Annotated in this window: 23 protein-coding genes and 2 pseudogenes; 18 read left to right on the top strand and 7 right to left on the bottom strand. The window is 36.1% G+C overall.

The window, feature by feature from the left end; genetic code table 11:
- The first annotated feature begins 49 nt into the window (after positions 1-49).
- The 6 genes from ACQ86H_RS14060 (at position 50) to ACQ86H_RS14085 (ending at position 3,951) form a co-directional block, all read left to right on the top strand.
- The gene (locus tag ACQ86H_RS14060; RefSeq protein WP_431295240.1) at positions 50-1,093 is read left to right on the top strand and encodes a sensor histidine kinase; all 1,044 of its coding nucleotides are present in this window, start codon (positions 50-52) and stop codon (positions 1,091-1,093) included.
- Positions 1,090-1,788 carry a LytR/AlgR family response regulator transcription factor gene (locus ACQ86H_RS14065; RefSeq protein ID WP_431295241.1) on the top strand — a complete coding sequence of 233 codons (699 nt, stop codon included), beginning with the start codon at positions 1,090-1,092 and terminating at the stop codon, positions 1,786-1,788. Before ACQ86H_RS14060 ends, ACQ86H_RS14065 begins: the two co-directional genes overlap by 4 nt.
- A gap of 40 nt (positions 1,789-1,828) precedes the next feature.
- Positions 1,829-2,200 (top strand): hypothetical protein, encoded by a 372-nt coding sequence (locus tag ACQ86H_RS14070; protein WP_431295242.1) that lies wholly within the window; start codon positions 1,829-1,831, stop codon positions 2,198-2,200.
- 29 nt (positions 2,201-2,229) lie between these two features.
- The gene (locus ACQ86H_RS14075) at positions 2,230-3,477 is read left to right on the top strand and encodes a MutS-related protein (protein ID WP_431295243.1); all 1,248 of its coding nucleotides are present in this window, start codon (positions 2,230-2,232) and stop codon (positions 3,475-3,477) included.
- Between the two features lie 151 nt (positions 3,478-3,628).
- Positions 3,629-3,790, top strand: coding sequence for a DUF2683 family protein (locus ACQ86H_RS14080; protein WP_431295401.1), 162 nt, complete (start codon positions 3,629-3,631; stop codon positions 3,788-3,790).
- Positions 3,772-3,951 (top strand): hypothetical protein, encoded by a 180-nt coding sequence (locus ACQ86H_RS14085; RefSeq protein ID WP_431295244.1) that lies wholly within the window; start codon positions 3,772-3,774, stop codon positions 3,949-3,951. Before ACQ86H_RS14080 ends, ACQ86H_RS14085 begins: the two co-directional genes overlap by 19 nt.
- Before the next feature lie 245 nt (positions 3,952-4,196).
- Here the strand turns inward: ACQ86H_RS14085 and ACQ86H_RS14090 are convergent, their stop codons facing one another.
- A complete protein-coding gene (locus tag ACQ86H_RS14090) occupies positions 4,197-5,513 on the bottom strand; it encodes a nicotinamide mononucleotide adenylyltransferase (RefSeq protein WP_431295245.1) in 1,317 nt (438 codons plus the stop codon).
- Between the two features lie 258 nt (positions 5,514-5,771).
- Entirely contained in the window at positions 5,772-6,206 is a 435-nt protein-coding gene (locus ACQ86H_RS14095) for an Hsp20/alpha crystallin family protein (RefSeq protein WP_431295246.1), read from the bottom strand.
- 67 nt (positions 6,207-6,273) lie between these two features.
- Here ACQ86H_RS14095 and ACQ86H_RS14100 point away from each other — a divergent pair, with 67 nt between their 5' ends.
- Positions 6,274-6,756, top strand: coding sequence for an acyl-CoA thioesterase (locus ACQ86H_RS14100; RefSeq protein ID WP_431295247.1), 483 nt, complete (start codon positions 6,274-6,276; stop codon positions 6,754-6,756).
- A 128-nt stretch (positions 6,757-6,884) separates the two neighbouring features.
- Here ACQ86H_RS14100 and ACQ86H_RS14105 read toward each other — a convergent pair whose 3' ends face one another.
- Positions 6,885-8,300, bottom strand: a complete 1,416-nt coding sequence (locus ACQ86H_RS14105; protein WP_138821206.1) for an FAD-binding oxidoreductase — start codon at positions 8,298-8,300, stop codon at positions 6,885-6,887.
- On the bottom strand, positions 8,300-8,668 hold the full coding sequence (gene folB, locus ACQ86H_RS14110) for a dihydroneopterin aldolase (RefSeq protein WP_431295248.1): 369 nt from the start codon (positions 8,666-8,668) through the stop codon (positions 8,300-8,302). Before folB ends, ACQ86H_RS14105 begins: the two co-directional genes overlap by 1 nt.
- Positions 8,669-8,781: 113 nt before the next feature.
- Between folB and ACQ86H_RS14115 the strand changes: the two are divergent.
- The 4 genes and pseudogenes from ACQ86H_RS14115 (at position 8,782) to ACQ86H_RS14130 (ending at position 11,510) form a co-directional block, all read left to right on the top strand.
- Positions 8,782-9,971, top strand: a pseudogene (locus tag ACQ86H_RS14115) (acyl-CoA dehydrogenase family protein).
- A gap of 79 nt (positions 9,972-10,050) precedes the next feature.
- On the top strand, positions 10,051-10,428 hold the full coding sequence (locus ACQ86H_RS14120; protein WP_138821203.1) for an SRPBCC domain-containing protein: 378 nt from the start codon (positions 10,051-10,053) through the stop codon (positions 10,426-10,428).
- A 15-nt stretch (positions 10,429-10,443) separates the two neighbouring features.
- Positions 10,444-10,692, top strand: a complete 249-nt coding sequence (locus tag ACQ86H_RS14125; RefSeq protein ID WP_431295249.1) for a hypothetical protein — start codon at positions 10,444-10,446, stop codon at positions 10,690-10,692.
- 605 nt (positions 10,693-11,297) lie between these two features.
- A complete protein-coding gene (locus tag ACQ86H_RS14130; RefSeq protein WP_138821201.1) occupies positions 11,298-11,510 on the top strand; it encodes a hypothetical protein in 213 nt (70 codons plus the stop codon).
- A gap of 63 nt (positions 11,511-11,573) precedes the next feature.
- Here the strand turns inward: ACQ86H_RS14130 and lysA are convergent.
- Positions 11,574-12,738: pseudogene (lysA, locus tag ACQ86H_RS14135) on the bottom strand (diaminopimelate decarboxylase).
- A 165-nt stretch (positions 12,739-12,903) separates the two neighbouring features.
- Between lysA and ACQ86H_RS14140 the strand changes: the two are divergent.
- Entirely contained in the window at positions 12,904-13,068 is a 165-nt protein-coding gene (locus ACQ86H_RS14140) for a hypothetical protein (protein ID WP_431295250.1), read from the top strand.
- On the opposite strand, the gene ACQ86H_RS14145 is transcribed toward ACQ86H_RS14140, so the two are convergent.
- The gene (locus tag ACQ86H_RS14145; protein WP_431295251.1) at positions 13,057-14,370 is read right to left on the bottom strand and encodes an aspartate kinase; all 1,314 of its coding nucleotides are present in this window, start codon (positions 14,368-14,370) and stop codon (positions 13,057-13,059) included. The two genes, ACQ86H_RS14140 and ACQ86H_RS14145, sit on opposite strands and share 12 nt — an antisense overlap.
- Before the next feature lie 332 nt (positions 14,371-14,702).
- Here ACQ86H_RS14145 and ACQ86H_RS14150 point away from each other — a divergent pair, with 332 nt between their 5' ends.
- Complete coding sequence (locus ACQ86H_RS14150) at positions 14,703-16,439, top strand: phospho-sugar mutase (protein ID WP_431295252.1); 1,737 nt, start codon at positions 14,703-14,705, stop codon at positions 16,437-16,439.
- A gap of 132 nt (positions 16,440-16,571) precedes the next feature.
- Here the strand turns inward: ACQ86H_RS14150 and ACQ86H_RS14155 are convergent, their stop codons facing one another.
- Positions 16,572-17,264, bottom strand: a complete 693-nt coding sequence (locus ACQ86H_RS14155) for a hypothetical protein (RefSeq protein ID WP_431295253.1) — start codon at positions 17,262-17,264, stop codon at positions 16,572-16,574.
- 222 nt (positions 17,265-17,486) lie between these two features.
- Here ACQ86H_RS14155 and ACQ86H_RS14160 point away from each other — a divergent pair, with 222 nt between their 5' ends.
- From ACQ86H_RS14160 to ACQ86H_RS14180, 5 genes are all read left to right on the top strand, one after another.
- Entirely contained in the window at positions 17,487-17,633 is a 147-nt protein-coding gene (locus ACQ86H_RS14160; protein WP_168202420.1) for a hypothetical protein, read from the top strand.
- A gap of 50 nt (positions 17,634-17,683) precedes the next feature.
- Positions 17,684-18,070, top strand: coding sequence for a type II toxin-antitoxin system VapC family toxin (locus ACQ86H_RS14165; protein WP_431295254.1), 387 nt, complete (start codon positions 17,684-17,686; stop codon positions 18,068-18,070).
- An 85-nt stretch (positions 18,071-18,155) separates the two neighbouring features.
- Positions 18,156-18,527, top strand: a complete 372-nt coding sequence (locus ACQ86H_RS14170; protein WP_431295255.1) for a hypothetical protein — start codon at positions 18,156-18,158, stop codon at positions 18,525-18,527.
- Between the two features lie 146 nt (positions 18,528-18,673).
- Positions 18,674-19,708 (top strand): TonB-dependent receptor, encoded by a 1,035-nt coding sequence (locus ACQ86H_RS14175; RefSeq protein WP_431295256.1) that lies wholly within the window; start codon positions 18,674-18,676, stop codon positions 19,706-19,708.
- Positions 19,680-20,114, top strand: a complete 435-nt coding sequence (locus ACQ86H_RS14180; protein ID WP_431295257.1) for a hypothetical protein — start codon at positions 19,680-19,682, stop codon at positions 20,112-20,114. Before ACQ86H_RS14175 ends, ACQ86H_RS14180 begins: the two co-directional genes overlap by 29 nt.
- The last annotated feature ends 4 nt before the right edge of the window (positions 20,115-20,118 follow it).

Here is a 20,118-nt window from a genome sequence, read left to right on the forward strand (position 1 = left end):
AAACATAATAAATAATAACTTAGCGATGCAAAGCGCCAAAGAAAAAATAATGACAATTAATTTCTCCAAAAAGTGGATAAAAATTACCCTCCATATTCTGGTATGGGTGGTTTTGATCACTTTGCCTTATATAATTAATGTTAACCGTAGCCGTCCCCCTCACCCGCTAAGCAGTTACGAAGAAAACCAGTTCCTGCGCTTAAATTTCATCAGTTACTTTTACTGGATTGCTATATTTTATTTAAATCATAAGGTTTTAATTCCATCATTTTTTTATAGAAAGAAATATTTGTGGTATGGTTTATCGTTTATTGGCTGTTTACTTTTGGCCATTACCATTCACTCTATATTATTCAGGATTTTACTGCCCGATTTTGATTTCAACCTTGGCCGTACACTTTGGTTTAATACACCAACATTTTTGTTGACTATTGCGGCCAGTACGGCTTTTACCATGATTTCTGACCGGATTAACGAAGAGAAAAGAGCTTTGCAGCGCGAACAGGAGAATATGAAAACCGAACTTTCATTTTTACGTTCGCAGATCAGTCCACACTTTATTTTCAATGTTTTAAATAACATTGTGGCATTGGTAAGACTAAAAAGCAATGAATTGGAGCCAACAGTGATGAAATTATCCGGTTTGATGCAATATATGCTTTATGAAACCGATGAGGAAAAGGTGTCCATCAAAACAGAAACCGAATACCTGCAGGCTTATATTGATCTGCAAAAACAACGTTTTGGTAAAAAGGTAGCGATAGAAACGAACATTAATATTGAAAGCGAGTTTGATGAAATTGAACCTATGTTACTGATCCCGTTTATTGAAAATGCTTTTAAACATGGTGTTGGGATGATCGAAAAACCACAGATCTTTGTTGATTTAAAAACAGAAAATGAACTTTTGACGTTTACTGTCCGGAATAAATATAGTGAAGATGAAAATGAGGTAAAAGATGCTGCATCGGGCATTGGCCTTGCAAATGTAAGCAGAAGGTTAAATTTACTTTACGGCAAAGAACATCAGCTGGAAATTGAGAAAAAAGATGGCTGGTTTAATGTTTACCTCACTTTAAAATTAACAGTATGATAAAATGTTTAGCCATTGATGATGAGCCTTTAGCCCTGCAATTACTGGCTGACAACATCAGCCGTATTCCTTTTTTAGAATTGGTAGCCAGCTGTGATGATGCTTTTGCTGCGAATAAAATCATGCAGGAACAATCGATAGACCTCATTTTTATCGATATCCAGATGCCCGGTATTACCGGCTTACAGTTTATCCAGAGCCTGGTTAAAAAGCCAATGGTAATTATAGTAACCGCCTATAAACAATATGCTTTGGATGGCTTTGCACTCGATGTGGTGGATTATTTAATGAAACCGGTATCGCTCGATCGTTTTATGAAAGCCTGTAATAAAGCAAAAGATCTTTACGAACTTAAACAATCAGCAGAACACACCAACCTGCCCAAACAGGATTATATGTTTGTAAATGTGGGCTACAGCTTGATGAAGATCAATTTTAATGAGATTGCCTACATAGAAGGACTCAAAGATTATATCCAGATCCATATATCAATCAGTCCGAAAGCCGCGGTAGTGCGTATGAGTATGAAAAGTATAGAAGAACAACTGCCCGCTTATTTCGAAAGAATCCACAAATCATTTATCGTAAATATCAATCAAATAACATCGATTAGAAAAAACGCTTTATTTATTGACGATAAGGAATTGCCGGTAAGCGATAGCTATAAACAGGTAATTGAAAAGTTATTAAAATAAAAGCATTTATCCTGTATATTGTGTGCGTTTAGGATCTTACATGAGCTATATTTTATTCGGCATTGCAGCCATAATACTTTTAATGTTATTTGCTCTTTTTGATTCGAGAAAAAAGAAAAAGCAGATTTTAAAGGAACTTGAAGACAGCTGGGGAAAAGAAAAAACAGAACCTATCAATTTCGATAAAGCAAGTTGGTATGCTAATTATGTAAAGGAGAAAGTATTTCATACGCTTTCTCACCAAACCATGGCCGATATCGATTTCGATCAGCTATTTGCAAAAATTGATCGCACAACAAGTAAAATCGGGCAACAATTCCTCTATAATAAACTTGCAAACCCAACTAATAACTTAGAGGAACTTAAAAAACTAAAAATCAGGCTGATTTCTTTGCCGCAAATCAAGAAATAAGAGAAAGAGTTCGCGCAGAACTTGTAAAATTGAACAGCAACGAAAGCTATTCTGTGGTATTATTGTTCAATAATAAATTGGTTGAAAAACCATCCTGGTTTAAATGGCTTTCTTTAGATCTGCTCATTTTAGCAGTCTTATTGATTTTATCCATTAAAGTTTCAGTCTGTTTAATATTTGCACTGCTGCTGATTACATTTAATGCCACTTATTTAAATTATTGGAATAAAAAACACCTGCTTATTTTTACCAAATCACTCTCGCAGCTTAATATTTTGATTAACGTTTGGAGAAAACTTGTAAAAGAAAAAATACCATTCGAGGCTGATAAAATAAAAAACGCCATTCCGATGTTCAGGAAATTTCAGCGAAGAATCGGTATTCTTTATCAGGATTTCAGTCAAAATAGTCAAGGCGATTTAAGTCAGGTACCACTTTACCTGTTCGAGATCATTAAAGCAATTTTCTTAATCGAAATCTTTACTTTTTTTAAGTTGATCAAGCTGATCGAAAATAATCAGGATGATATTTTAAACCTCTACCAATATGTTGGGTCGATAGATATGGCAATTGCTGTAGCTTCATTAAAAGAAAGTGAACAGATCTGCGAACCTCAATTTATTGAACGATATAAAGGAATTGAAATTAAAGGTATCAGGCATCCGTTGATCGGTAACTGTATTGAAAATGAAGTAATGCTGGATCAGAAAAGCATGTTGATTACAGGCTCAAACATGTCGGGCAAATCAACTTTTCTACGTACTGTTGCCATCAATTCATTATTAGCTCAAACCATTTATGTTTGTTTTGCTGAAGCATATAAAGCACCATTTTTTAAATTGCACACTTCAATAAGAATCGACGATAACTTATTTCAGGGTAAAAGCTATTTTTTAGAGGAAGTTGATGTAATGTCGACACTGATTGAAGCAGTTAAAAATCCTGATCAGAATCTTTTTATTCTGGATGAAGTATTTAAAGGTACCAACACCATAGAAAGGATTGCAGCAGCAAAGGCCATATTATCGCATTTAAACCGTGAGCTAAACCTCACTTTTGTGGCGACGCACGATATCGAATTGTCCAATATGCTTGCAGAAGAATATGAACTTTATCATTTTACCGAAACGATAACTGATAATGAGCTTATTTTTGATCATAAACTAAAAGAAGGTCCGCTTAAAACCAAAAATGCAATCAAAATTTTAGAAATGTCTAATTATCCAAAGGAAATTATTCAGGAAGCATTGCAGATTAGTAAGGATTTGAGTTCTTAAATTTGATTCTCGTACAGAACTGATATTTAGAGTCTGTCCTTTCAATAGTAATGTATTATTGACAGTTGATTAAATAATTTCTTATTTTTTATTATACAACAATGGTTATGACTATAATCGTACATCCTAAAAATAAAAACAGGAGGCTGCAATTGAAGCTGTTTTAAAAGCTTTAGATGTTTCTTTTCAAAAAGAAGAGGAAAGTCCTTACAATCCAGAATTTGTGGCGAAAATAAAAAAGAGCTTGGCGGTTAAGAATGGTAATTACATCACTTTAGACCCTAGTAAATCATTATGGGAAAATTTAAAGTAATTGTATCAGAGAAAGCTCAAAATAATGTACTTGCCATTGAGAAATCAGGAGATAAAGGTTCTATCAAAAAAGTGAACCAAATTATTCTAGAACTTTATGAACATCCTGAAACTGGAATTGGAAATCCAGAAAAACTAAAATATGATTTAACTGGATTTTAGTAGAGACAAATTAATAGAAAAGACAGGCTTGTTTGTTTGAAGACGATATCGTAACCGTTACTATAGTTTCAGCACTTGGTCATTACAATGATAACTAAACTAAACACTCCTTGTCATTCTAAATGCAGTGAAGAATCTTCAATAATTATGCTGACTTTAATTTTCCAATGATGAAAATTCGCGTTGATAGATCTCTCCACTACGTTGCACTTCGGTCGAGATGACGAGGCTTATCAGATTAAGCTCTACACCGTTTTCACCTCATCCTCACTATAATCTTTTATATCAGTGATATAGCCATTTATCAAAAGGAAATCGAACAAGGGTTTAGCTTCTGGTGTTATTGGCATATTGGCTGTAGTAATTACCTGATTCGTCTTTTTATCCAGGAAAGGGTAAGCAAATAACCGCACATTAGTATTAAACATATCATTTACGTAACTCAATAACTGGCCAGAGTAGTTTTCTCCGGTGAAGTTTTTAGAATTGAATACAAATTTTAAGTTATTGATGTTTGTTGCCAATCCAACACTTTTAGGCTTGCACCTTGCCAAATATTTCGCCAAACGGTTGTGGCGGGTAAAATTGGATACAATCACAATATTGCCTGTATCGCACATTTCCTGTGCTCTTTTAGCCACAGTTTCCAGGTCGATATCATCAGGAGTTTCTTGTCCATCCGTTAAAACGTTGGTTAACAAAACCTCTATCATTACCGCCAGGTTTCCCTCTTCTACTTTATTGGTACGTTTAAACTGATCTGTAGCTTTATTGAACAAGTTAAAGTTAGGTAACGATTTCTGACAGTATTTGGTACGCAAGATCATAATGTCTTTCTTATACAAAAGATCTTTCGCCTGACGGGGATGTGCATCTGAATCGAAAATGGCTGCTGCAGAAAAATCTTTCATAATCATATATAGATTAAGCAGGATATTGTCTACGCCAGGAAAAGCCGGCCCCTTAACCGAAATCAAATCGATTTCTACTGATCCGATGGTTAAATTATCAGCTAAAGATTCTACCATCAGTTTTGGATCCTGATAATGGTAAAATGCTGCATAAAGCAGGTTTACTCCAATTATACCCAAAACACGCTGTTGCATGTTTACATCGGTATCCAACAAACGCACGTGAAAAAATATTTCATTTGGTAAACCACCTGGTTCGCTCTGGAAACGAATACCAACCCAGCCATGCGGCTCATTGGTACGTTTATAATTCAGGGTAGTAACGGTATCAGCGAAAGCAAAAAATGTACGGCTTTCATATTTTTCGCCAGATAAACGCTCATTGAGTAAGCCGAATTCATGGTCGAGCATCTGCAAAAGGCGGTTCTGACTTACATAACGGCCATTGGTTTCTGCTCCGTAAATGGCGTCGCTAAAAGTCATGTCGTAAGCCGACATCGTTTTGGCAACTGTTCCAGATGCTGCACCAGCATTAAAAAAGTTTCTCGAAACTTCCTGTCCCGCGCCTATCTCGGCAAAGGTACCGTAAATTCGTGGGTCAAGATTTATTTTAAGTGCTTTACGCTTTGTATCCAGAATTTCTCTCTCCATGCGGCAAAAGTACGAAAAATGAGATTAACGTGATTTTAAGAATGTAACTTAAAATCAATCTAAATACTCTCCCCAAAGAAACGTCATTTATACCGTAGTGGAGAAATCTAAAAAGAAGGATTTGTAAATACCTCCATTCCGCTGCGCTTCAGCCGGGATGAAGTAACTAAACAAAATAAGGTTAATGCCATCCAGCATTAACCTTATAAAACCTAAACTTAAACTATTATGAAAAACCCTCTTTCGAGAATATTTTTATTACGATACTACAATTTCTTTATGCTGTAATTTAGCATCGTCTTTTTTGCTGATGTTAATCGATAATATACCGTCTTTATATTCAGCAGTAATGTGATCACCATCCGCGCTATCTGGTAAATTAAATGATCTTGCAAATGAGCTATATTCAAATTCTTTACGTGTAAAATTTTTAGCTACCTGGGTTTCGTCTTTTTTAACTTCTGCCCAAACAGAAAGCGTGTCTTTTTTTAAATTGATCTGAAAATCTTCTTTCTTCAAACCTGGAGCAGCCAACTCAATTACGTAAGCAGTTTCATTTTCATGAATGTTTACATTTGGCGATTTATCAACGATTTTGTTTTTAGTGATGGCATCGCTAAACAATGAATCAAAAACATTGTTAAAGTAAGGAGCTGTGTTACGGGTTCTGTTGTTAAAATTTACTAGTGTCATATCGCTTATTCTTTATTTTTAAATTGATAATTCACCTTATTCAACTTATATACCAATTCAAATATTTATGATTTTTAAGACATTTTGGCAAAATAAATCTAAATCGAAAGACAAATTGACAGATATCAAGGCTTTTTCAGACAAATTCAACTATAAAACCAATATCCATTTGCGCTTTGTTGATTTCGATATGATGGGACACGTAAATAATTCGATCTATTTTACCTACCTCGAAATCGCCAGATCCAAATATTGGGAAGAAATTATAAAATGGGACTGGAAGAAAACCGGAATTGTGATTGCCCACGCAGAACTGGATTATATTTTACCGATTGTAATGAACGATAAAATAGCCATACATGTCAAAACATCCAGGATAGGCAATACCAGTTTTGACCTGGATTACCAGATTGTGAAACTAAAAGGAACTGAAGAGGTAATCTGCAGTAAAGGTAAAACCGTTTGCATTGCGGTTGATTATGCGACAGGTAAACCCACCGCAATCCCGGAAGAAGAAAAGCAAAAGATGTTGGGTTTTGAACAGCTGTAAAAAAATGCAGATCGTGATCTCGACTGAAGCGTAGCGAAATGGAGAGATCTAAATTAAAAGTACTCCTGAGACACATTTCTCGACTACGTTGCACTCCGCTCGAAATGAAGATAATTTTTTAGTATTTCCTAAGAGCTAGAAACATCAGGCATAATTTTCCCGGGATTTAATATTCCATTCGGATCGAAAACATTTTTAATTCCGCGCATTAAATTAAGGTGGATTTCGGAATATTTGATCGGCATAAATTCCTTTTGCACTAAACCAATTCCGTGTTCTCCTGATAAAGTTCCGCCTAATGTCGTGGTTAATTCAAATATTTCGGCAATGCCGAATTTGAGTTTGTTTTTCCAGTCTTCGTCACTCATGCCTGCTTTAATGATGTTTACATGCAGGTTTCCGTCACCAGCATGACCATAACAAACACTTTCGAAACCGTATTTTGTACCAATTTCTTTTATTCCATTAACGAGTTTAGGTAAAGCCGCCCGTGGCACAACCGTATCTTCCTCTTTATAAACAGAATTAGATTTAACCGATTCGGCCATGGTTCTCCGCATCCGCCACAATTCTTCCTTTTGAGCTGCAGTATCTGCAAATAATACCTCTGTACAGTTGTGTTCTTCTAAAACCACATTGGTTTTCTCGCAGTTCTTGAAAATATCATCTAAATCATCTCCATCAAATTCTATCATCAACAATGCCGCAACATTATCTTTTAAGTCGAATTTAATATCATCAAATTTGATTACCCACTCCACTCCTTTCCTTTCCATAAACTCTAAAGCCGACGGTGTAACTCCAGCTCTAAAAATCGCAGAAACTGCTGCACAGGCATCTTCATTGGTACTGAAAGCGCCCATCATTAAAACAGACTGGGTGGGTTTTGGCAATAACTTGGTTACAATTTTTGTGACCACCCCCAAAGTACCTTCCGAACCGATCATTAATTGTGTTAAATTATAGCCTGATGCGTACTTCAAAGTATTTGCGCCTGTCCAGATGATATCGCCGTCAGGCAAAACCACTTCAAGATTTAAGATATACTCGCGTATGGTGCCATATTTTACTACCCTTGGGCCGCCAGATCCATGCGCCACATTACCACCAATAAAACAAGATCCTTTACTGCTGGGATCAACCGGATAAAGAAGTCCTTTTTCAGCTACTGCATTAATAAATTCTTCAGTAATCACCCCTGGCTCAACAGTTGCCTGTAAGTTTTCGGTATCAATATCAATAATAGATTTAAATTTTTCCATTGATAGCGAAACACCACCATAAATAGGCAAAGCGGCACCACTTAAGCCTGTACCACCACCGCGCGGCGTTACCGGAACATGGTGGGTATTACAGATTTTCAATAAAGCAGAAACTTCTTCAGGCGAAGTTGGTTTTACTACCAACTCTGGTTGGTAACGCAAATCCTCCGTTTCGTCATGACTGTAATTTTCTAAACTTTCCGCATCAGTAAAAACCTTATCTGCTCCAATGGCAGCTTTAATTTCTGCTAAAATTTCGGGATTAATTTTCGTAAAATTCATTATTTGGCTGAAGTGTGAGATAATTTAACAAAAGAGTACCCAATTTGACCGGGCATAGGTGGATTTAATTTTTTCATACTCACGTTAACTGTATCTATAAAAGGATAGCGTTCGATCACTTTCGAAATAATATTCTTTAAAACCGTTTCCAAAAGCTTTTGTGTATGTTTCATTTCTTCAAGGATGATGTGATTCAAATCCTCGTAATTAACCGTTTGTTCCAGTTCATCATCAAAACCCTTTGGTGTAAATTCTGTTTCTAAATCTATAACAAAATGATTTCCAATAAGTTGTTCTTCCGGATAATAACCATGCAGAGCAAAGCATTTTACATCTTTTAAAGCTACGGTTTGTTTGAAATGGCTCATGTATATTCTGTAAGCTGCAAAATTAAATTTTTATTCATGAATATAATGCCCCTTGCCGTAAATTGTTACCTTTGAAATGAACGCGGTTTCTTAACCAGATAATACGAAATTACATGAGCAAATCAGCAAAAAAAGACCTGTACGAGGCGCCAGACTATTATTTATTAGATGAATTATTAACCGATGAGCACAAATTAATCCGTGCTACGGCCAGAGATTGGGTAAAAAAGAAGTGAGCCCGATTATTGAAGATTACGCACAAAAAGCAGAATTTCCAAAACATTTAATAAAAGGTCTGGCCGATATTGGTGCTTTTGGCCCTACCATTCCGGTTGAGTATGGTGGAGCAGGTTTAGATTATATGGCTTATGGAATTTTAATGCAGGAAATAGAACGTGGTGATTCTGGTATCCGTTCTACCGCCTCTGTTCAGGGGTCGTTGGTGATGTATCCTATTTATGCTTATGGAACCGAGGAACAGCGTAAAAAATATCTCCCTAAATTAGCCAGTGGCGAAATGATGGGCTGCTTTGGATTAACAGAACCTGATCATGGTTCTAACCCTGGCGGGATGGTCACCAATATTAAAGATGCAGGGAACCATTATATTTTAAATGGCGCAAAAATGTGGATCAGTAATGCACCCTTTGCGGATATTGCTGTGGTTTGGGCAAAAGATGAAGCTGGTAAAATCAGGGGAATGGTGATAGAGCGTGGAATGGAAGGATTTTCGACTCCGGAAACACACAATAAATGGAGTTTACGGGCTTCGGCAACCGGTGAGCTTGTTTTTGACAATGTAAAAGTGCCTAAAGAAAATATTTTTCCTGAAATCAGCGGATTAAAAGGACCATTGGGTTGCTTAAACCAGGCGCGTTATGGTATTGCATGGGGCGCTTTAGGAGCCGCAATGGACTGTTATGATACTGCTTTGCGCTATTCGAAAGAACGTATACAGTTTGGAAAACCTATTGGTGGTTTCCAGTTACAGCAAAAGAAACTAGCCGAAATGGTGACCGAAATTACCAAAGGTCAGCTGTTGGTTTGGCGTTTAGGCGTACTGAAAAGTGAAAACAGGGCTTCGGCAGAACAGATATCAATGGCCAAAAGAAACAGCGTCGAAATTGCGTTGGATATTGCCAGAAATTCCCGTCAGATGCTTGGCGGAATGGGGATAACAGGTGAATATTCAATTATGCGCCACATGATGAATTTAGAATCTGTAGTAACCTATGAGGGTACACATGATATACATTTACTGATTACAGGCATGGATGTGACCGGATTAAATGCATTTAAATAGTCCTGATCCTAATTTTATTAACTTTTATTCAATCTTTACATTACATCCTTAGCTTTGTGCTTTATATCAAAAAATATTTATGGATTTTAAAAAATATACCTACATACCTGCCCCACCCGAAGAAGTTTATTTAGCCCTTACCAAAGAAACCAGTATAAAATTATGGACTGGTGCTGAAGTTGAGTTTGAAGAAGTACCCGGAACGGAATTTTCTTTCTGGGATGGAGATATTACTGGTAAAAACATCGAATTTGTTTATGGGAAGCAGATTGTGCAACAATGGTATTTTGGAGAGGAAAACGAACCTTCTATCGTAACCATTAAACTTCATGAAGATAAAAAAGGAACATCATTAGAATTTAAACAAACCAATATCCCTGATGAAGACTATAAAGATTTTACCGAAGGTATCCAGGAATACTTTTTAGGTGGACTGGTTGATTTTTTTGACGAATAAATAAAAAATTACAAAATGAAAAATCAAATTATCGCTCTTTCTTCTTTACTTTTCCTTTCTGCACTTACTTCTTGTACATCTTTGCTTACCCCAGCTGTATTGGGTAACAATATGGGCTATATGCCAAAAGCAATGGGTGCTGATACCATAAAAACCTTAACAACTGTATCGGCAAGTTATGCGGGTTCTACTTCTCCGAATACCGGCACCAATTTCGGATTAGGAATGGCAAACATAAACAGCTCACATACTTTCAAAAAGTAAATATTTCTTATGGAATTTTCGGTTATGTAGGAAAAGCAAAAGGTGGAGATAGGGATAAAAATACACCTGATTTAAAGAATTATCTTCCATCATTTCAAAAATCCATTAGTGGTGTTGGTTTACGGTTATCTGCCGGACTTCATAATACCTCAGCTAACGGGAATACAGATTTCAGGTACATCAACTTTGAAAATGCACTTAGTTTCGAAGGCGGGGCTTATACCAAATTCAGGCAAGAGGTTTATAGCAATCCTATTCCAGATTACGTAGCGGTAACAAATAGAAACGTACTTTGGACAACAGGATTATCTACGGAAGTGATCTGGAGAGCCAGAAATGACCATGATATAAGGCACGCATTTAGATTTTTTCTTGGCGGTACACCTAATTTCGCAAACAGTTTCAGATCTGGGGCAAAAGCTTACGATGAAATTAACGGGAAAAATTCATTTGGTTGGGTTTTTAATTATTTCTTATACATCAAGCGATTTTCTCTTTCTTATGAAATGGCTGACAATGTTAATTATGCGCAAAAGATAAGTCTCGGCTATTCATTTCAATAAAACATAATCGACCTGATGCTGTTCTGATAGAAATAAAATATTATGAACAGAACATTAGGAATTATATTAATCGTTGTGGGCATTGCTATGCTCATCTGGACTGGTTTCTCTTACACTAAAAAAGAAAAAATTGTTGACGCAGGCCCCATTCAAATATCTGCTGATAAAGAAAAATCTGTGAATTGGCCTCCTTACGCAGGTGGTATTATTTTGGTAGCGGGGGTAATTGTGTTTGTCGCGTCGAAGAAGAAATAATTGATTTGTCATTCTGAGCCTGTCGAAGAACTTTGAAGCATTTCGACAGGCTCAATGTGACAATTATATCTCATCACTATAAACCGATTTTATCGCATCTCTTAAGTTATATTTCGAAGCCATTACTTCACCATAAGCACCCGCACTACGGATGGCAAAAATATCACCTCTGAACGATTCAGGTTGCTCTACTTCTTTACCAAAACAATCGGTACTCTCACAGATCGGTCCAACGATATCGTATTTAATTGAGATTTGAGATTTGAGATTTGAGATTTGAGACAAGTTTTCGATTTTATGGTAGGCTTGATATAAAGCGGGGCGCATCAATTCGGTCATTCCTGCATCTAATACTACAAAGTTTTTTTTCTTTCCGTTTTTAATGTATAGTGCCCGCGTAATTAATGATGCTGATTGACCAACCAATGCCCTTCCCAATTCAAAATGTACTTCCTGACCAGGTTTAACGGTTAAAAACTCGTTAAAAATCTTAAAATAAGATTCAAAGTCAGGAATCTGGTGATCAGGATTGTAATAATCGATGCCTAAGCCGCCACCAACATTTAATACTTTAAGGCTAAATCCTTTATCTTCAAACCAGGCTGCAAATTCGTTTACACGCACGCAAAGGTTTTTATATACGTCCAGATTGGTAATCTGCGAACCGATGTGAAAGTGGATACCAATAAACTTCAGGTTTGGAGATGCTTTTAACGTTTCGGCGCATTCTGGTAAATCCCAGGAATTAATCCCGAATTTATTTTCATCCAGGCCTGTGGTAATGTTGTGGTGGGTATGGGCATCAACATTAGGATTGATACGGATGGCTACCTGAGCCGTTTTACCTTTTTACCGGCAAGTTCATTTAGCACTTCTAATTCCTGGATAGATTCTACATTAAAGCAAAAAATATCAAGTTCAAGGGCTTCATTAATTTCTTTATCAGATTTGCCAACTCCGGCAAATACAATTTTTTGTGATCGAAACCCACCTCAACTGCTCTTCTTACCTCACCGGCACTCACACAATCTGCACCGAAACCAATTTCTTTAATCTGATTTAACAGCACACTGTTGAAATTCGCTTTTAGTGCATAATGGATATGGAAATGATATGGAGCTGCAGCATCTGCACAAGTATGCAAGGTTTTTTGCAACAGATCAGTATCATAGTAGTAAAATGGCGTTTCAATATTGTTAAACTTTGATATATCTTTATCGGCGAACATGTTCAAATTCCTTATTATAATTTTAATTTTATTCTTCGGGCTAATTTATTTGGGTAATTACCTGGATTTAAAGCATGGAAGAATTACCCGGAAACAATACAATGGAAAAATTCGATTTTTTATCGTGTTACTCTTCATTGTACTGTTCCTTTTATTTATCAAAAAATGAAGCTAGCAGCCGCCATATTTATCGTTCTTATCCTTTCAGCAGGTTTATATAACTCCTATAAAAAGTACAAAAATGGATTATTACTATCAAGCTTTCTGGCTTTTCACTTCCTGATCGGATTAATGGTAATTATGGGCGCTTTTTTTCTGTTATTCGAATAATCTATTGTGTAAGCTTCTTAAAGCCTCAGTTTTATACTCGCTTAAGATTAAAAGTGAAACATTATAGTTACTTCCACCGTAAGAAATCATACGGATTGGAATGTGTTTTAAACCTTCCAAAACCCTGCTGGCGAAACCATGTTTCTCTGAACCGAAATCCCCAACTACACATACAATACTGTGATCGGTATCTACCTCAACGGTTCCAAAACTTTCCAGTTCTTCGATAATCTGTGGCAAATGGGCGGTTTCATCTATAGTTAAGGATACAGCAACCTCAGAGGTCGTTATCATATCGATCGGTGTTTTGTAACGCTCAAAAACCTCAAAAACACGGCGCAAGAAACCATAAGCCAATAACATGCGGCTAGATTGTATACGGATTGCGGTAATACCATCTTTAGCGGCTATTGACTTAATTTTACCTTTTTCGCTATCATGCGTAATTAAAGTACCCGCCGCAGAAGGTTCCATCGTATTTAACAAACGAACCGGGATTTTATATTTCTGTGCAGGGAAAACCGATTGAGGATGCAAAATCTTCGCTCCAAAATAAGCCAACTCAGCTGCTTCATCGAATGATAACTGTGCAATTGGTTTAGTACCTTTAACAATACGTGGATCATTATTATGCATTCCATCTATATCTGTCCAGATCTGAACTTCTTCAGCCAGAATTGCAGCACCCAGCAATGATGCTGTATAATCACTGCCGCCACGGCGTAGATTATCTACTTCGCCAAAACTGTTGCGACAGATGTACCCCTGTGTAATGAATAATTTATTATCTTTATGCTGTTCTAATAAAGGTGTTAAGTGCTTTGTGGTGAAAGGAATATCAGGTTCGTTATCTTCATCCGTTTTCATGAAATCTAAAGCAGGCAACAATACCGATGGTACACCTATCGATTTTAAATAAATATGGTATAAAGTGGTGGATAACAGCTCACCTTGCGCTAATACTACTTTTTCCTCAATTGAAGTGAAAATATCATTCGCTAAGCCTGCTAAGAAACCGAAATGATAATCGATTACTTCATTTCCCTGCTCCTGAAATTCGGAAGAAGGTAATAACTCAACAACAAAGGTTTTATATTTTTGGTATAGATTTTCAATCGCAACGCTGCCCTTCTTCTTATCCCCAGCTAAAAAATGAGTTGCAATTTCTACTAAACTATTTGTAGTACCAGACACGGCTGATAAAACTACAATCTGTTCTTCATTTGGATTAATGATATCCAACAACTTCGTCATGCGCTCAGGGCTACCTACAGAGGTACCCCCAAATTTTAATATTTTCATTTACTTGCCAATTATTTTAAAGGTAATAAAGCTATCATGTTTTTATCCCACGCGGTGGTTTAAAAATTATGACGGTTTCATCTATTTGTAAATTGTTTTTTACCCGTAATCAAATGAAGGTAACCTTACTGGTTTTGCTACTTTTTAAAAAAACACAATCGCTTCACATTAATACTGGATTTTCTTTATTATTGTATCGGGGCGTGAAATTAAACAAAAGCGGCTTAAAAGCAACACCCTCAACAAAATAAAATTTGGATGAGTTAAAATAAGTACGTTTTAACCAAACATCATCCTTAAAACATGACATATTAAACTAAAAAAACAGCTCAATGCAGGCAATTGACCAATCAACGCAAGCCACAATTAATCAGTGGTTAAGTGGGAACTATGATGAGAATACCAAGGCAGAAATTCAGGCCCTTGTGGAAAAAGATGCAACTACGGAATTAACAGATGCATTTTATAGAAGTTTAGAGTTTGGAACAGGAGGTTTACGCGGCATTATGGGGGCAGGTTCGAACCGCATAAACAAATACACCATCGGAACCGCTACACAGGGATTAGCCAATTATCTAAATAATAAATATCCGAACGAAAAAATCAAAGTTGCTATTGCGCATGATAGTCGCAATAACTCTGATTATTTCGCTAAAATTACAGCCGATGTTTTCTCTGCAAACGGGATACGGGTATATTTCTTCTCTGCATTAAGACCAACACCTGAACTTTCTTTTGCTGTGCGCCATTTTGGTTGCAAAAGTGGTGTAATGCTAACCGCCTCGCATAATCCTAAAGAATATAACGGTTATAAAGCTTACGGTGCCGATGGCGGCCAGTTTACATCACCTGATGATAAATTGGTCATTGATGAGGTAAACAAAATTAAAAGCATTGATGAAGTAAAATTTGATCGTGTTGATGCAAATATTGAATTGATTGGCGAAGATGTAGATAAACTTTATTTAGATGGTATTGCGGCGCTTTCGATTTCTACCGAAGCCATTAAAAGACAGCACGATTTAAAGATTGTTTACTCTCCTATCCACGGAACCGGAATTACATTGGTGCCTAAAGCTTTAGCGCAATTTGGTTTTACGAATGTAACTTTAGTTGAAGAGCAAAGTACACCAGACGGAAATTTCCCAACAGTAGTGTATCCTAACCCTGAGGAAAAAGATGCATTAACCTTGGCAATGAACAAGGCAAAGGAAATTGATGCGGATTTAGTTTTGGCTACCGATCCTGATGCTGACCGTGTAGGTATTGCCGTAAAAGATAATAATGGTGAGTGGGTACTGCTTAATGGTAATCAAACTGGGAGTTTATTAATCAATTACCTGTTATCAGCCTGGCAAGACAGCGGCAAATTAGATGGCAACCAGTTTATTGTGAAAACCATTGTAACCTCTAACCTGATCGAAGAGATTGCCAAAAAGAAAAATGTAACCTACTACAATACCTTAACAGGATTTAAATACATTGGTCAGTTAATGACCGAGCTGGAAGGCAAAAAATACTTTATTGGTGGTGGCGAAGAGAGCTACGGCTATTTGATCGGCGATTTGGTACGGGATAAAGATGCGGTAGTTTCTGCAGCTTTTATCTCTGAAATGACGGCTTACTATAAAGATAAAGGCGCAAGTTTATACAATGCCTTATTGGATATGTATGTAGAATATGGCCTTTACAAAGAAGATCTGGTTTCACTAACCAAAAAAGGCAAATCAGGTGCGGAAGAAATTAAAGCCATGATGGTTAAATTCAGGGAAAACCCTCCTGCAACATTGGGCGGCTCGAAAGTTTCGGTACTGAAAGATTACGAGTTAAGTCAGGAGACTGATTTGGTAACCGGAAAAGTAACTAAACTCGATTATCCAACTTCTGATGTTTTGCAGTTTATAACTGAAGATGGAAGTATTGTTTCTGCACGTCCGAGTGGTACGGAGCCTAAGATTAAATTCTATTGTAGTGTAAATGCGCCTTTGGCCGATAGAGCCAATTTTGAAAAAGTGAATGAAGAATTAGGAGAAAAAATTAAAGCGGTTATGGCTGATTTGCAAGCATAAATAGATTTTTTAACCACAGATAAAAAGGATAAACATAGATGAATGATCTTCATCTGTGTTTTTTTGTTTAGTGTCGTCATCTCTATCCGATAGCTATCTGATAGAGATGACGACGCTATTTTATTTTGATTATTAGTCAATCAACTCTCTTACATTTTTCTTAGAAATATAAATAATCGCAGGGTGATTCTTTTCGGTTGAAACATATTTGCCTGTGTTTTTATCATGAATACTCCTTGTTGCAGAAACATAAAGCCTTCCTGACTTATCCAGGTGTAAGTTGGTAAGCTGATTATTAAATGGAACTGCAAGTATTTTTGAAGTTCCGTTTTTAAAAACTTCGATATCACTTTTCAGAACATAGCCAGAGCCATTTGCCGGACCACCATCAAAAGCTTCTAAATTTTCTTTAAGTTTAATTTTAAGCTGGTTATTTACAAAGACGCTCGCAAATTCCTGAGATCGCTGTTCCGAAACTCCAAATTTACCGCACCAATCCCATGTAAATCCCTTGTCTAAACTGAAATACTGGCTAAAAGTTGCCAGTTTATGATTGTCTTTATCTTTCAGACCGTTTGCCTGTAAGCCAAAAATGGTATCCTTTACAGACAGAAAACCATAAATAGGTTGATTATTTACTTTTGTTTTTTTCCAGGTCTTGCCCTTATCAGTAGTTTGATAAATTTCAGTTAAGGTAGATACCATTAATGTATCATCAATATTCCCATAAACAGCATGGGCTTCTCTCCCGTCAGCAATTTCGAGTCTGGTCCAATCTAAATCACTAAAGGTTGGAGGTACATCCGGAACTTCTTTTTGGCGCATGATGATAATACCATCATCAACGCGATAGTTTTAAATAATTTCATAGGTCTCATTTTTGTGTATGGCAAGATAGAAAAAAATATTTTAACCAAAAACGCCTGTAAAGCCGCTTCATAAACTCAAAAATATATTGAAATCACTTGTAAGATACGAACCGTACAGTCGTTTAAGGAATTCATATCGATAACAAAGATTTCTTACATTTAAAATAAAAATAATATCATGACGGAGATAATCTTAAAAGACAATTTAGAGCTGCGCAAGATTGATGCTTTGTTGAACTTTTTGAAATCGTGGGATATTGATGCTGAATTAAGAATAACTAATGCGGAGAAATCAACTGAAGTGGTAGAATTTTCTTTATCCTAAGGCATTTGGAGTGATTACGATGTTAACCCGGAAGAACTTCGTGATAAAGCTTGGAAAAGATAATGGTTCTGTTTAATACAAACATCTTTATTAAAATTTATAAAGGAAATGATACCGTCATCGAAACTTTTAAAAACATTGGTCAAAATAGCGTTGCAATTTCAGATGTTACCTGTGCAGAATTACTTTATGGAGCCAGAAACAAAAAAGAGTTAAGTTTAATCAGAAAAGATATCAATAATTTAGTGGTCCTACCCATTTCTTCCCCAATATCCACACAAGCAGTAAAATTAGTGGAGCAATTTTCTTCATCACACAATCTTAATCTTCCAGATGCTTCAATTGCATCTACCGCAATATTTCATGATTTAAAACTTTATACATTAAATCTTAAAGGCTTTAAATTCTTGGAAGATATTATACTTTATAGAGTTTAAGTTCTACTTTAAAATTTAAAATCAGCCAATTTTTATTTTTCTTTGCTGCAACCAAATTCTTTAATACTTTTGCAGCGCAATTAAAATGTTCAAAAAAGTCCTCATATATCTTTTAATTACCTGTACCGTTTCTAATGGTTTCATGCAATTGGCGATTTATTCGGGCTACAAAATGAACAAAGAGTATATTACGAGTGTATTCTGTATTAACAAAGAACATCCTGAACTCCATTGCGACGGACAGTGTTTCCTGGCTAAAAAACTAAAAGAGCTTGATGGTAAAAACAAGCAGGTTCAGGAAAACCTTAAAAGAGTTATAGAGGCTGAACCCAGATTTCAGACTGTTGCATTAAATCATCATATTCCCTATTTTATCATCACTTCAGAAAATCTTTACATCGAAAAACCGGTTAAAGATCTTTCCATATCCATTTTCCATCCTCCAAAATTGGGTTAATTTTTAATTATAACCACTCATAACACAAAATAGAAAGCACCAGTTTATGCCAATCAGGCGTTAATGCTACCATGTTTATCTATAAAATACAAATGTTATCACGCAGGTTAGTTTTAAACTATTAATTACCACCCAATTTTTAAAGAATGAAATTCAAAATACTAACAGGCATTTTGTTATGCCTTAATATTGCCGCATACGCCCAAACGATTAAAGGAAAAATATACGATACACAAACAAAGGAACCTGTTGTTGCTGCGCTGGTTAAGGAAAAAAATAGCGTTAATGCTACAAAAACCAACAATGAAGGTTATTTCGAATTAACTTGCAGCCAGCTTTCACCAGATATTTTAATTAGCTGCATCAGTTATAAAAATGTAGAAATTAAAGCTTACAATAATCAAAATATAGAATTAACACCAGATTCCAGATCTTTGCAGAGTGTTATGGTTACGGCAAATAGAGAAGCTTCGTTACGTAGCGAAACGCCCATTGCAATAACTAAACTTAGTGCTAAATTAATCGACGAAACGAAAGCCACCACTTTATTCGAGGTGGTAAATAAGACGCCTGGTGTTTTAATGGTTGATTTAGGCAATGAACAACACATGATGTCTATCCGACAGCCAATTACAACCAATCCATATTATCTATATATGGAAGATGGTGTTCCTATTCGTCCGATGGGTGTTTTTAATCACAATGCCCTTTTACAAGTTAATCAATATACGGTTAGTTCTATCGAAGTTGTAAAAGGTCCGGTTTCATCCATATACGGACCAGAAGCTATTGGTGGTGCTGTTAATTTTATTATGCAAAGGCCAACAATAGTTCCCACTGCTAAAGCAGGATTTCAATTTGATAACTGGGGATATAAGCGCTTTCAGTTTGGTACGGGTGCTACAATTGGAAAATTTGGATTCTATGTAGGAGGTTTAACCAGTAAACAAACCAATTCTTGGATGACCGCTTCTGATTATAATAAACAAACAATAAATGCCCATTTAGAATATAATTTCACTCCTAAAACACGCTTAATTGGTAATTTTATTTACGGTAAATACAACTCCCAAATGAGTGGTAGTGTAGATAGTATTGCTTTTTATAGCAGAAATTACCTGAGCACATCTGATTTCGCTTACCGCAAATCGGATGCGAATAGAATCACGGTTAACCCTTGAACATGAATGGAATGAAAATGCCAAATCATTTGTTACCATTTTTAACAGAAACGATGAATTAGGTCAAAATCCTTCCTATGGTATCAGATGGAAAACAGGCCAAACTACTGCAAGTGGTCAAATTAATGCTAACAATTTCAACAGTTATGGTGTTATTGCGCAGCACAGTCAACATTTCAATTTCTTAAATTCAAAATTAATTGCCGGAGCCATGTTTGATTATTCTCCGAACGATTATTGGGCTTATCAAACTGATTTAAATGCACAACTTCGTCCTGATGGAAAATCGGTTGAAAAATACAGCCTTAAAGAAGAACGTCCGGATATTCAATTGGCTAACTACAACGCTAAAATCCGCAATGCAGCAAGTTATCTGCAATATGATTTCGAACCGGTAAAAAAATAAGATT

The sequence above is a fragment of the Pedobacter sp. P26 genome, from assembly GCF_050632135.1.
Classification (GTDB): domain Bacteria; phylum Bacteroidota; class Bacteroidia; order Sphingobacteriales; family Sphingobacteriaceae; genus Pedobacter.

Bases quoted from the DNA above. Each gene is read 5' to 3' on its own strand.
- ACQ86H_RS14060 (WP_431295240.1), top strand. From the start codon at position 50: ATGACAATTAATTTCTCCAAAAAGTGGATAAAAATTACCCTCCATATT.
- ACQ86H_RS14065 (WP_431295241.1), top strand. From the start codon at position 1,090: ATGATAAAATGTTTAGCCATTGATGATGAGCCTTTAGCCCTGCAATTA.
- ACQ86H_RS14070 (WP_431295242.1), top strand. From the start codon at position 1,829: ATGAGCTATATTTTATTCGGCATTGCAGCCATAATACTTTTAATGTTA.
- ACQ86H_RS14085 (WP_431295244.1), top strand. From the start codon at position 3,772: ATGGGAAAATTTAAAGTAATTGTATCAGAGAAAGCTCAAAATAATGTA.
- ACQ86H_RS14090 (WP_431295245.1), bottom strand. From the start codon at position 5,513: ATGGAGAGAGAAATTCTGGATACAAAGCGTAAAGCACTTAAAATAAAT.
- ACQ86H_RS14095 (WP_431295246.1), bottom strand. From the start codon at position 6,206: ATGACACTAGTAAATTTTAACAACAGAACCCGTAACACAGCTCCTTAC.
- ACQ86H_RS14100 (WP_431295247.1), top strand. From the start codon at position 6,274: ATGATTTTTAAGACATTTTGGCAAAATAAATCTAAATCGAAAGACAAA.
- ACQ86H_RS14105 (WP_138821206.1), bottom strand. From the start codon at position 8,300: ATGAATTTTACGAAAATTAATCCCGAAATTTTAGCAGAAATTAAAGCT.
- folB (WP_431295248.1), bottom strand. From the start codon at position 8,668: ATGAGCCATTTCAAACAAACCGTAGCTTTAAAAGATGTAAAATGCTTT.
- ACQ86H_RS14120 (WP_138821203.1), top strand. From the start codon at position 10,051: ATGGATTTTAAAAAATATACCTACATACCTGCCCCACCCGAAGAAGTT.
- ACQ86H_RS14125 (WP_431295249.1), top strand. From the start codon at position 10,444: ATGAAAAATCAAATTATCGCTCTTTCTTCTTTACTTTTCCTTTCTGCA.
- ACQ86H_RS14130 (WP_138821201.1), top strand. From the start codon at position 11,298: ATGAACAGAACATTAGGAATTATATTAATCGTTGTGGGCATTGCTATG.
- ACQ86H_RS14140 (WP_431295250.1), top strand. From the start codon at position 12,904: ATGAAGCTAGCAGCCGCCATATTTATCGTTCTTATCCTTTCAGCAGGT.
- ACQ86H_RS14145 (WP_431295251.1), bottom strand. From the start codon at position 14,370: ATGAAAATATTAAAATTTGGGGGTACCTCTGTAGGTAGCCCTGAGCGC.
- ACQ86H_RS14150 (WP_431295252.1), top strand. From the start codon at position 14,703: ATGCAGGCAATTGACCAATCAACGCAAGCCACAATTAATCAGTGGTTA.
- ACQ86H_RS14155 (WP_431295253.1), bottom strand. From the start codon at position 17,264: ATGCGCCAAAAAGAAGTTCCGGATGTACCTCCAACCTTTAGTGATTTA.
- ACQ86H_RS14160 (WP_168202420.1), top strand. From the start codon at position 17,487: ATGACGGAGATAATCTTAAAAGACAATTTAGAGCTGCGCAAGATTGAT.
- ACQ86H_RS14170 (WP_431295255.1), top strand. From the start codon at position 18,156: ATGTTCAAAAAAGTCCTCATATATCTTTTAATTACCTGTACCGTTTCT.
- ACQ86H_RS14175 (WP_431295256.1), top strand. From the start codon at position 18,674: ATGAAATTCAAAATACTAACAGGCATTTTGTTATGCCTTAATATTGCC.
- ACQ86H_RS14180 (WP_431295257.1), top strand. From the start codon at position 19,680: ATGCGAATAGAATCACGGTTAACCCTTGAACATGAATGGAATGAAAAT.